We start from the raw sequence: 11432 nt of genomic DNA, 5'->3' as shown, positions 1-11432 counted from the left end.
ACGCTGCTGTGATTGAGTGCCCCTGGGCCGCCCTGAAACACAAAACCCCATAGACCGGAGTGTGCGGACCGCGGGTTCCTGCATGAGAGGCTTTCGTACGCCTGACGGCACCCGAAACCCTAAACCATTTCAGCCGTTCAGACACTATGGTCAGTGTCCCAAAAGCTGCCATCGAGTTGAGTGCCTATAATGAGCACTTCGGAAGCCGGTGGTACTTCCGACATTAAATCGACGGGCATCCCCCGCTCTTAATTCCCAGATGTCGAAGCCGAGACGCCGAGCCATTTCGGCCGGTGGAGTAATCGGCCACCGCAACGAAAAATTTAAGCGCGACACGTTGCATCTTTCACTACGCGCCAAGCAAATTGCCACTGTCGGAAGCACCCTCCGGGAACGCTCCACGTACACAGGTGTCACCCGGCACTGCCGGGTGACAGATCGTCCGGCCGACGTTGGATGAAGGCCGCGGTCCGGTCGATGTCGTCAAGACCTGATGAACGAGAGCAGGTCGGGGTTGAGGACATCTGCATGTGTGGTCAGCATGCCATGGGGGTAGCCCGGGTAGGTCTTCAGCGACCCGTTCTTGAGGAGGTCGACCGCACGCGGCACAGAACTTGCGAAGGGGACGACTTGATCGGCCTCGCCATGCATCACCAGCACCGGCACGGTGATCTTCTTGAGGTCTTCGGTATAATCTTCCAGCCAAGAGTCGACAGTCGCGTAGTGAGCCAGGGCACCACCGGCCATGCCCTGGCGCCACCAGTTCGCAATGATCGCCTCCGAAGGCTCGGCCCCGTCGAGGTTGTAACCGTAGAACGGGTTCTCAGGGACGAACCGGAAGAACTGCGACCGGTTGCCCAGCACGCCCGCTCGGATCGCATCGAACCACTCCGGCGGCTGACCGGACGGGTTTTCCTCGCTCCGGTACATGTTCGGCGTCAGGGAAGCGACCAGTACCGCCTTCGAGACGCGCTCCGGGTGGCGAGCGACATAGCGAGCCACCTCACCGCCACCTGTGGAGTGGCCGATGTGGATCGCGTCGCGCAGGTTGAGGTGCTCGGTCAGGGCCGCGAGGTCGGCAACCCAGTGGTCCATGTCGTTGCCGGTGCCGGGCTGGTCGGATCGGCCGTGGCCGCGCCGGTCGTGGGCGATCACCCGGTAGCCCTGGCGAAGGAAGAAGGTCATCTGGGCGTCCCAATCGTCCGCCGACAGCGGCCAGCCGTGGCTGAAAACGATCGGCTGGCCTGAGCCCCAGTCCTTGTAGAAGATGTTTACGCCGTCCGTGGTAGTGATTGTAGGCATCGAGTCTCTCCCTCTGCGCTGTTAAACATTCCTTTGAAGGTCAAAATAATCAATTAGAGCCATTCATCCACGCGCCACTGCAATAATCAACGCAATATTGCCACGCATGCCTCATCTTTCTTTTCGAAGCGCAGGCGAAATACTCCGGTGAGGCGCGTTCGATTGTATCCCGAAATTTCGACGTTAATTAAATCCCCCTTCTATCGAAGACAAATACCTTGTACGTTCGAGCTATGCCTTAAAGGTATAGCGAGGATCCGATGGAGCTGAGGCATTTGCGCTATTTTGTTGCTGTTGCGGAGGAGGGAAGCTTACTGACCGCAGCAGAGCGGCGGCTTCACACGTCCCAGCCCTCACTCAGCAGGCAAATTCGCGATCTGGAAACCGAAGTCGGTGTAAAGCTGCTGGAACGGCAGTCGCGCGGCGTGACGCTCACCGCCGCCGGTAAAGTGTTTCTTGATCACGCGCGGCTGGCGTTATTGCAAGTCGAGGCGGCCGCGGAAGGGGCCCGGCGGGCAGAACGGCCAGAAAAGCAGTCGTTCACTATCGGTTTTCTCGCAGGGCAAGAGGTCGTGTGGCTACCCCATGCATTGCGCATTATTCGTGAGGAAGCGCCGGAGGTTGAAATCATATTGTCCAGTCAGTCTTCCCCGGACCTTGCTCTGGCACTGATGCGAGGCAAGCTGGACGTCGCGTTCCTTCGCCCCGAGACGCAGAGTGTTGGTGTGTCCTTCAAGTTTTTAGCCAAGGAGCCACTGATCGCCGTACTGCCGGCGGACCATCGCTTGACGTCGCGCAAAAAGATCCGGCCGCAGGACCTTGCCCGCGAAACTTACGTCAGTTCGGCTAGAATTTCTCCCGTATTGCAATCCGTGATCCAAGATTACGCGTCGAACGTTGGGATCACCCTCAAGGCAGAGTACGAAGGCGAAGGCCTGCCGTCAGCAATGTCGCTCGTCGTGTCTACAGGTGGAATAACGCTTATTCCGCTTTATGCGCAAAATATGCTGACGCCAAATGTCGTTGCTAGAGCACTTGAGGGTGTGCCTCCGACAATTGATCTCACCTTAGGATACAACGATTCAAATTCCTCACCTTTGCTCCGCCGATTTTTGTCTCGCTCTGATGAATTAGTCGCCAACGTCCAAAATCAGAGCATCATCCGCTATGCTGAAATTCCATAGCAGAGATCAAGCTCATGCGATTTCTGCTTGTTGGCGTGCTCCCGAATCTTGTTCAGCATTCTCGAATTTCGGGTATCGACCCATCTCGACTTTTCCGATCAAGGAGCGCGAGGCAAAAGTGGACGGCGGGCTTCACCACTATCAGAGGTCGACACTATTCAAGGGCTGTGACACCGATTCCTCGCAACCAAGCGGCAACGTCCACACCAGCTCTCCTGTGGCTGAATTCGGTTCCTCAGTCGCAATACTAACTCAGATGTCGGGGAAATGCTCTCTAGACCCAAATCCGTCGAAGCTGAAGATCTTACTCGAAGAGTTGGTGTTTGGTCGCATAGTTACCGCTTGCTCACCGCTTTTGGCCGCAAAGCGGAAGAAACGCTCCTAGTGATCACGCGTCCGCATTGGGGCAGGGATGGCGCTAATCTTTCCTCGCTGGATGTCTGTTATCGCGTGTGAGCGCCAAAAAGCTGCCGGTCGGCTTACGGCCCCAATGCGGTCACTAATCCAACCCGACGCCAATCTCTCCTACTGGCGCACAGTTGCCATAACCCTGTCAGTCTGGTGGGATTTGATACCGAATCCTGGAGCTTCCAACATCATCGCACGGAAAACGTCGAAAGCAGGCTACGCGCATATATCGTGGCATCAGCCCCGACCGCAGCAAAATCGGATAAGCGACCGCGCACTGCAAGAGCGGTGAAACGCGACGGACACCATCTGACGGTCAGTGCAGGCTGACCGTCTTCAGTTCGTCCTCGGCAGCCTTGAAAAAGGTGCTGGAGCGGTTGTCCGTCAAGAGGATCGGCGTGCCGTCGGCGCCGAAGAGTGCCCAGAGATCGACGTTCGGATCGATATCCGGCGCCTCGGGAAAGCACTTGGCGACCTCTTCGGTGCGCATTTTTCTGATGTAGGCGACCTCGCCGTTGCCGATGTGGGCAAGCTCGGATTTGGTCAAGTGAGACGTGGCTTCTTTCATCAACATTCCTGTTCCTCCGGAAGAAGGGACCAACGGTTCGACAAACCGTTGTGCTACTGTGAAACCGAAATGTTAATTTTCTTGACCATGCGCGCGGGTTCCGGACGAATTAGATCGACGGAGAGCAGACCGTTCTTCAGGCCGGCGCCGAGCACCTGCATGCCGTCGGCAAGAACGAAGGTGCGCTGGAACTGGCGGGCGGCGATGCCGCGGTAGAGATAGTCCCGCTCGCCCTGTTCCACTTGGCGGCCGCGGATCAGAAGCTGGTTCTCCTCAATGGAGACATCGAGTTCCTCCTCGCTGAAACCGGCGACGGCAAGGGTGATGCGCAGACGTTCCGGGGCGCCGTTGTCGGCGGCGATGCGCTCGATATTATAGGGTGGATATCCGTCACTTGCCTTGGAAATGCGCTCCAGCGTCTTTTCCATGGCATCGAAGCCCAGAAGCAGCGGGCTGGCGAAAGGGGTAATGCGGCTCATCTCTTTTCAAGTCCTTGATGCAAGCGACCATCCCGGACCTTAAACGCAGCGTCCGGATGCCGCTAATATGGGGAGAGCAGCCCAGTGCTGCAAGGCACGGTGCGACGTGCCGGCGCCACCTCACAATTTTAAAGCGGTGCCGCCGGCTGCTTGCTTGACAAAGCGGCGGCTGCCTCGCATCAAAACATGCCCGCACGGACTGTGCTGATTTGTGACGGGAAATGAACAAATCGGTGCATGCCGAGGCAAAGCGCACCCGCGAGGATGGAACGATCGGAATGGCAAGCGCAAGAAAGATCATCATCGACACGGATCCCGGCCAGGACGATGCGGCCGCCATCATGCTGGCCTTCGGCAGTCCCGAGGAGCTGGAGGTGCTGGGGATCACGACGGTCGCCGGCAACGTGCCGCTTTCCTTCACCAGCCGCAATGCGCGCATCGTCTGCGAGCTCTGCGGCCGGCGGGAGACAAAGGTTTTCGCCGGCGCCGACGCGCCGATCGCCCGCAAGCTGGTGACGGCCGAACATGTGCACGGCAAGACCGGCCTCGACGGGCCCGACCTCAGCGAGCCGACGATGGCGCTGCAGCCCGACCATTCGGTCGATTTCATCATCGAGACGCTGCGCGGCGAGCCGACAGGCACGGTGACGCTCTGCACGCTCGGGCCGCTCACCAATATCGGCCTGGCCTTCCAGAAGGCGCCCGACATCGTTCCCCGCATCCGCGAACTGGTGATGATGGGCGGCGGCTTCTTCGAGGGCGGCAACATCACCCCGGCCGCCGAATTCAACATCTATGTCGACCCCGAGGCCGCCGATATCGTCTTTCGCTCAGGCGTGCCGATCGTGATGATGCCGCTTGACGTCACTCACCAATTGCTGACCCGCAAGGACCGGGTGAAGCGCATGGCCGAGATCGGCACGGCGCCTGTTAAGGCCATGGTCGAGATGCTGGAATTCTTCGAGCGGTTCGATATCGAGAAATACGGCTCCGACGGCGGGCCGCTGCACGACCCGACCGTGATCGCCTATCTGCTGAAGCCGGAGCTCTTCAGGGGTCGGGACTGCAATGTCGAGATCGAGGTCCGGTCCGAACTCACCGTCGGCATGACCGTCGTCGACTGGTGGCATGTGACCGAGCGCAAGCGCAATGCCAAGGTCATGCGCCATGTCGATGCGGACGGCTTCTTCGATCTGCTGATCGAACGTTTCGCCCGCATCTGAAGCTTTGGTTTCCTTTCCTGAGCGGAAGGGAAACGTCCTTAAGCGTCCTTCTCGTCGAAGACGGAGTTGGTTTCGGCTTCGGCCGGCTTGGGGCCGCCCTTGGCGACGCCGACCATGGCCGGGCGCAGCACGCGTTCGCCGATGGTGAAGCCTGCCTGCACGACCTGGACGACCGTATTGTTCGGCACGTCGGGGTTGGGCACCTCGAACATCGCCTGATGGAAATTCGGATCGAACTTCTGGCCGACCGGCTCCAGCTTGCGAACGCCGTGGCGCTCAAGAGCCGACAGCATGGCGCGCTCGGTCATCTCGACACCTTCGATCAGGGTGCTGAGGCCGGCATCGGCCGCAGCCTTCGTCTCCGGAGAGATGGCATCAAGCGCGCGGCGCAGATTGTCCGAGACGGCGAGCATGTCGCGCGCAAAGCCCGCGACGGAATAGGACTTGGCGTCCTTCACTTCGCGCTCGGTGCGCCGGCGCAGATTGTCCATCTCGGCGGCAAGGCGCAGATAGCGGTCGCGCAGCTCACCGTTTTCGGCTTTCAGAAGCTCGAGCGGGTCCGGCTGGGCAGCCTCTTCCTGCGCAATATCGTTCTCGACGTAGGCGGCAGCGTCGGCTGCGGCATCGGCCGCAGTTGCGTCAGGTCCGTTTTTCGTCGTGTCATCGGTCATGACGGTCTCCGGTTGGTGTCTTCAGATGCGCCCGATATCGAGGTTTGACCGAAAAAAATCAAGTCTGCGTGACAAAGAAGCGAAAATTCCGCACGTTCGCCAGTTGCGGCGTCAAAGCTGATTGCGCGAAAGGCGGGAGACGAGCTGGGCGGTGTAATCCACCATCGGCACGATGCGGGAATAATTGAGCCGCGTCGGGCCGATGACGCCGACGGCACCGACGATGCGATCGTCATCGTCACGATAGGGCGCGACGATCAGCGACGAGCCGGACAGCGAGAAGAGCTTGTTTTCCGAACCGATGAAGATGCGCACGCCGGAACCGGTTTCGGCGAGATTGAGAATCTCGATCAGGCTGTCCTTCTTCTCGAGATCGTCGAACAGCAAGCGCAGCCGGTCGAGATCCTCGGCGCCGGCCAGCCCCTCGAGCAAGTTGGCGCGGCCGCGGATGATCAGTTGCGCGGGCTTGCCCTCGTCCGGGCTGCCGGCCCAGACAGCGATGCCGCGCTCGACGAGATCGCGCGACAGGGCATCGAGCTCGTGGCGGACGTCATCCTTCAGCCGGCTCAACTGCTTGCGGAGTTCCGGCAGCGTCTGGCCGGACATATGGGCATTGAGAAAATTCGCCGCCTCGGTCAGTTGCGAGGAGGTGACGCCCGCCGGCAGCTCGATGATGCGGTTTTCCACCTGATCGTGATCGCCGACGAGCACGGCCAGCGCCTTGGTCGGTTCGAGCCGGATGAACTCGACATGTTTCAGCACCGGATCGCTTTTCGAGGTGATGACGAGGCCGGCGCCGCGCGAAATGCCGGACAGCATGCGGCTTGCCTCGTTCATCATCGATTCCACCGGATTGCCGCCGCTTTCGGCCCGCACCTGCCGGTCGATGTTGGCGCGCTCCTCGGCAGAGAGGTCGCCGACCTGCATGAAGGCATCGACGAAGAAACGCAGGCCGATCTGGGTCGGCAGCCGTCCGGCGCTGACGTGCGGCGAATAGATCAGGCCGAGTTCTTCGAGATCGCTCATGACGTTGCGCACCGAGGCCGGCGACAGCGACATCGGCAGAAGACGGGACAGGTTGCGCGAACCGAGCGGCTCGCCACTTTCCAGATAGCCTTCGACGATGCGCCGAAAAATTTCCCTGGAGCGCTCGTCCAGTGCGGCAACAGCATCCGAAACCGACGTCGACCTGATGCCCATGAAGCTTAAGAACCCGCGCTGATGATACTTCCCGAAAAGTAAGTCAAACTCGCACCCGTGGCAAAAGGGAATTTGCAAATAGGCGCCGCCAATCGTAGAAGCGGTCAACAAACCCCAGGAGATAAGAATGCGGCCTTCAGGCAGAAAAATCGACCAGATGCGCAAGGTCTCGTTCGAGCGCAATTTTTCCAAGCATGCGGAAGGCTCCTGCCTGGTCAAGTTCGGCGATACGCATGTGCTCTGCACGGCCAGCCTTGAAGAAAAGACGCCGCCCTGGCTGCGCAATACCGGCAAGGGCTGGGTCACCGCCGAATATGGCATGCTGCCGCGGGCGACCGGCGAACGGATGAAGCGCGAGGCCGCCGCCGGCAAGCAGGGCGGCCGCACCCAGGAAATTCAGCGGCTGATCGGCCGGTCGTTGCGCGCCGTCGTCGACCTGCAGGCGCTCGGCGAACGGCAGATCACGCTCGACTGCGACGTCATCCAGGCCGATGGCGGCACGCGGACCGCCTCGATCACCGGCGGCTGGATTGCGCTTTACGATTGCCTGAAATGGATGGAAAGCCGCAACATGATCAAGGTTGACCGGGTCCTGAAGGATCATGTCGCCGCCATCTCCTGCGGTATCTTCGCCAGCCAGCCGGTGATCGATCTCGATTACCTCGAAGATTCCTCGGCCGAGACCGATGCGAACTTCGTCATGACCGGCACCGGCGGGATCGTCGAGATCCAGGGCACGGCCGAGGGCACGCCGTTCAGCGAGGGCGAATTCACCTCGCTGATGCAGCTTGCCAGAAACGGCATCGGCGAACTGGTGGCGCTGCAGAAGCAAGCCGTCGAAGGATGAAGCCCATGCTGGAAGGCATGTTGGAAACGGCGCTCTATGCGCGGGATCTCGATCAGGCCGAGGCGTTTTACGAAGACGTCCTCGGACTGGAGAAGATCGCCCGCGCCGCCAACCGGCATGTCTTCTTCCGCTGCGGGCCCGGCGTTCTGTTGATCTTCAACCCCGAGGAAACGGTGAAGCCGCCGGCGCCTGATGCCCTGCAGGTGCCGCCGCACGGCACGACCGGCCAGGGCCATGCCTGTTTCCGGGTATCCGGCCGCAATATCGACGCCATGGCCGAGAAGCTGACGGCGGCTGATGTGGCGATCGAATCCGAGGTGCGCTGGCCGAACGGCGGCCGCTCGATCTATTTCCGCGATCCGGCCGGCAACAGCCTGGAATGCGCAGAGGCTAAAATCTGGGGCATCGAACAGGATATCTGAATGCGCAAGCTTGAAACGAAGACCATCGTCGTCGCCAGCCACAATGCCGGCAAGATCCGCGAGATCCAGGAATTGATCGGGCCGCTCGGCTTCACCGCCAAATCGGCGGCGGAGCTGAATTTCGTCGAGCCTGACGAGACCGGCACGAGTTTCGAGGAGAATGCGACGATCAAGGCGGTCGCCTCGGCCAATGCCGCCGGCATGCCGGCGCTTTCGGACGATTCCGGACTGGTGGTCGACGCGCTCGGCGGCGATCCCGGCGTCTACACCGCCAACTGGGCGGAGAGGCCCGACGGCACGCGCGATTTCGACATGGCGATGGCCAAGGTGGAAAAGGCGCTGCAGGATGCCGGCGCGACGAAGCCGGAACAGCGCACCGCACGTTTCATCAGCGTGCTCTGCCTCGCCTGGCCGGACGGGCACACGGAGCTGTTCCGTGGCGAGGTGGAAGGCAGCGTCGTCTGGCCGCCGCGCGGCACCCAGGGCTTCGGCTACGATCCGGTCTTCCAGCCTAAGGGTTACGACATCACCTTCGGCGAAATGAGCGGCGAGGAAAAACACGGCTGGAACGTCGGCAAGCCGCAAGCGCTGTCGCATCGGGCCCGCGCCTTCAAACTCTTCGTCGAAACCTGCCTGGAGGCATAAGGTCGGTACGTGGGCACATCAGACACGCCAAGCAGCTCGCGCGATGCAGCACTTTTGCCCGATACCGGTGAGCCCGGCTTCGGCGTCTACGTGCATTGGCCCTTCTGTGCGGCGAAGTGTCCCTATTGCGATTTCAACAGCCATGTGCGCCACCAGCCGGTGGATCAGGAGCGCTTCACCGCTGCCTTCTTGAAGGAGATGGCAACGGTGCGGGCGATGAGCGGGCCGAAGACGGTCACCAGCATCTTCCTCGGCGGCGGCACGCCCTCGCTGATGAAGCCGGAAACGGTCTCGGCCATTCTCGACGGCATTGCCCGGCACTGGCACGTGCCTGCCGGCATCGAAATCACCATGGAGGCCAACCCTTCGAGCGTCGAGGCCGACCGCTTCCGCGGCTATCGGGCCGCCGGCGTCAATCGTGTCTCGCTCGGCGTGCAAGCGCTGAATGATCGGGACCTGAAATTCCTCGGCCGTCTGCATGATGTCGCCGACGCGCTGAAAGCAATCCGGCTGGCGCGCGACATTTTTCCCCGCATGTCCTTCGATCTGATCTATGCCCGGCCGCAGCAGACGGTCGAGGAATGGGAGAAAGAGCTGAAGGAGGCTATCTCCTATGCGGTCGACCATCTCTCCCTCTATCAGCTGACCATCGAGGAAGGCACGCCCTTCTACGGCCTGCACAAGGCGGGCAAGCTGGTCGTGCCGGACGGCGAGCAATCGGCATTGCTGTACGAGGCGACGCAGGAGATCACCGCGCGCGAGGGCATGCCGGCCTATGAGGTTTCCAATCACGCCCGGCCGGGTGCCGAAAGCCGGCATAACCTGACCTACTGGCGTTACGGCGATTATGCCGGCATCGGCCCCGGCGCCCATGGCCGGCTGACACGCGGCCCGGAGAAGATCGCCACGGCGACCGAGCGCAAGCCGGAAGCCTGGCTCGACATGGTCGAGCGCGACGGCCACGGCATTCTCGACGAGGAGCGGCTCGGCTTCGAGGAACAGTCCGACGAGCTCTTGCTGATGGGGCTGCGGCTCCGGGAAGGTGTCGATCTTGCCCGCTGGCAGCAGCTTTCGGGCCGCGACCTCGACCCGAAACGCGAGGAATTCCTGCTGGAACACAAATTCATCGAGCGGATCGGCAATTCACGCCTGCGCTGCACGCCGTCCGGCATGCTGATCCTCGACTCCGTCGTCGCCGATCTCGCCTGCTGACATCAATACGACGTGCGAATTTACAACGCGGCGGCATCGATATCGCCGCCGCGCTGGAGCGCATTTATCAGCCGTGGCTGGTCGCGCCTGATTTGAACAGGCTGCCGGTCGGCGTCTTCAAGAACATCTCCAGCGGAATATGCTCCTGGTGCAGGAAGCCGGTCGCCGGCAGCAGGCCGTCGCGGACCATTTCGATGACGGCCACGACCGAGGCCGAGGTCGTCCAGGCAATTGCGGTGCGGCGGGCGCCGGCAATCTCGATCGGGTAATAGGCGCGCACGAATTCCTTGCGGCGCAGGCTGCCATTCTCCGTCCCTTCGGCGGCGACATGGACATAGACGACATCGTCTTCAACCGGCGGCTTGGCGTTGGTCAGGATCTCGCCGGCGAGCTTGCGCTTGTCGCGCATCAGCAGTTCGTGGAAGAAGAAGTTCATCAGCTCCATATGGCCGGGATAACGCATCGTCTTGTAATCGAGATTGTCGATCTTGCCGAGCATGGTGTCGCACATGGTGCCAAGACCGCCCGAGGTGGTGAAGGCTTCGAGCTTGACGCCGCCGACATAGACGGTCTCGTGCCATTCCATCGGCGAGACCAGCTTGCGGACACCGCCCTCGATCACCTCGCAGTCGTTCAGATATTCGTTGACGACGCCCTCGGGCGACCAGTTGAAGGCGTAGCCGAGCAGCCCGGTCGGGTGCTGCGGCAGGGCGCCGACGCGCATGCGGATCGAACGGCAGCGATCGAAGCCGTCGGCCAGGCTCGCGCCGACGATACCGACGAAACCCGGCGCCAGGCCGCATTGCGGCGCCATCAGGCCGCGGGCGGTCTTCGACAGTTCGATGATGAAATTGGTTGTGGGAACATCTTCGGTCAGATCGAAATAATGAATGCCGGCAAGATGGGCGGCGCGCGCCAACTCGATGTTCAAATGATAAGGCAGGCAGGACAGCACCGCCTCGACACTGGAGAGCAGTTCGCCGATCACCGCGGGATCTGAAATATCGCCGGTGCGGCACTTGAAGGGGACGTCGCTCAGCGGCAGCTGCGCATCGACGCCGATTACCTCGAAGCCGCCTTCATGCAACAGCGTCGCCGCCAGCCGTCCGACCTTGCCCAGGCCGAGAACGGCGATCTTTTCGAAACTCATTCATTCCTCCCACGCGCTCATTTCAGCGCTTCAGTCTTTGACATGCACTGGATGCGCCGGAGGTATAGAATAAAAAACTTATAAAGGAAAACGGCCGGAATCGCTTCCGGCCGTCGAATTC

General features: G+C 61.0%; 12 protein-coding genes. 6 read left to right on the top strand and 6 right to left on the bottom strand.

What is annotated here, in order from left to right; genetic code table 11:
- Window positions 1–483 precede the first annotated feature (483 nt).
- A complete protein-coding gene (locus EEQ99_RS29695; RefSeq protein ID WP_047617206.1) occupies window positions 484–1302 on the bottom strand; it encodes an alpha/beta fold hydrolase in 819 nt (272 codons plus the stop codon).
- Window positions 1303–1562: 260 nt separating this feature from the next.
- On the opposite strand from EEQ99_RS29695, the gene EEQ99_RS29690 reads away from it, so the two are divergent.
- A complete protein-coding gene (locus EEQ99_RS29690) occupies window positions 1563–2486 on the top strand; it encodes a LysR family transcriptional regulator (protein ID WP_063474776.1) in 924 nt (307 codons plus the stop codon).
- A 724-nt stretch (window positions 2487–3210) separates the two neighbouring features.
- On the opposite strand, the gene EEQ99_RS29685 is transcribed toward EEQ99_RS29690, so the two are convergent.
- Together EEQ99_RS29685 and EEQ99_RS29680 are read right to left on the bottom strand one after the other, a co-directional pair.
- The gene (locus tag EEQ99_RS29685; RefSeq protein WP_008524631.1) at window positions 3211–3468 is read right to left on the bottom strand and encodes a BQ00720 family protein; all 258 of its coding nucleotides are present in this window, start codon (window positions 3466–3468) and stop codon (window positions 3211–3213) included.
- Between the two features lie 47 nt (window positions 3469–3515).
- The gene (locus EEQ99_RS29680) at window positions 3516–3941 is read right to left on the bottom strand and encodes an Hsp20 family protein (protein WP_047617210.1); all 426 of its coding nucleotides are present in this window, start codon (window positions 3939–3941) and stop codon (window positions 3516–3518) included.
- A gap of 278 nt (window positions 3942–4219) precedes the next feature.
- On the opposite strand from EEQ99_RS29680, the gene EEQ99_RS29675 reads away from it, so the two are divergent.
- Window positions 4220–5164 carry a nucleoside hydrolase gene (locus tag EEQ99_RS29675; protein WP_048338265.1) on the top strand — a complete coding sequence of 315 codons (945 nt, stop codon included), beginning with the start codon at window positions 4220–4222 and terminating at the stop codon, window positions 5162–5164.
- Between the two features lie 38 nt (window positions 5165–5202).
- Here EEQ99_RS29675 and grpE read toward each other — a convergent pair whose 3' ends face one another.
- Together grpE and hrcA are read right to left on the bottom strand one after the other, a co-directional pair.
- The gene (gene grpE / locus EEQ99_RS29670) at window positions 5203–5835 is read right to left on the bottom strand and encodes a nucleotide exchange factor GrpE (protein WP_047617212.1); all 633 of its coding nucleotides are present in this window, start codon (window positions 5833–5835) and stop codon (window positions 5203–5205) included.
- A gap of 111 nt (window positions 5836–5946) precedes the next feature.
- Window positions 5947–7035, bottom strand: coding sequence for a heat-inducible transcriptional repressor HrcA (gene hrcA / locus EEQ99_RS29665; protein ID WP_047617213.1), 1089 nt, complete (start codon window positions 7033–7035; stop codon window positions 5947–5949).
- A gap of 127 nt (window positions 7036–7162) precedes the next feature.
- Between hrcA and rph the strand changes: the two genes are divergently transcribed.
- The 4 genes from rph to hemW are packed head-to-tail and all read left to right on the top strand — an operon-like array spanning window position 7163 to window position 10161.
- A complete protein-coding gene (gene rph, locus EEQ99_RS29660) occupies window positions 7163–7882 on the top strand; it encodes a ribonuclease PH (RefSeq protein WP_011650181.1) in 720 nt (239 codons plus the stop codon).
- A complete protein-coding gene (locus EEQ99_RS29655; protein WP_097543224.1) occupies window positions 7879–8304 on the top strand; it encodes a VOC family protein in 426 nt (141 codons plus the stop codon). The genes rph and EEQ99_RS29655 overlap by 4 nt, the downstream gene beginning before the upstream one ends.
- Complete coding sequence (gene rdgB / locus EEQ99_RS29650; protein WP_127431569.1) at window positions 8305–8949, top strand: RdgB/HAM1 family non-canonical purine NTP pyrophosphatase; 645 nt, start codon at window positions 8305–8307, stop codon at window positions 8947–8949.
- 9 nt (window positions 8950–8958) lie between these two features.
- Window positions 8959–10161: a radical SAM family heme chaperone HemW gene (gene hemW, locus EEQ99_RS29645; protein WP_047617219.1), complete on the top strand. Its 1203-nt coding sequence runs from the start codon at window positions 8959–8961 to the stop codon at window positions 10159–10161.
- A gap of 67 nt (window positions 10162–10228) precedes the next feature.
- Here hemW and EEQ99_RS29640 read toward each other — a convergent pair whose 3' ends face one another.
- Window positions 10229–11311, bottom strand: coding sequence for a saccharopine dehydrogenase family protein (locus tag EEQ99_RS29640; protein ID WP_047617221.1), 1083 nt, complete (start codon window positions 11309–11311; stop codon window positions 10229–10231).
- Window positions 11312–11432: the final 121 nt, after the last annotated feature.

The organism is Rhizobium anhuiense, from assembly GCF_003985145.1.
Taxonomy (GTDB): Bacteria; Pseudomonadota; Alphaproteobacteria; order Rhizobiales; family Rhizobiaceae; genus Rhizobium; species Rhizobium anhuiense.
This window is presented reverse-complemented; position numbering and strand designations above follow the sequence as displayed.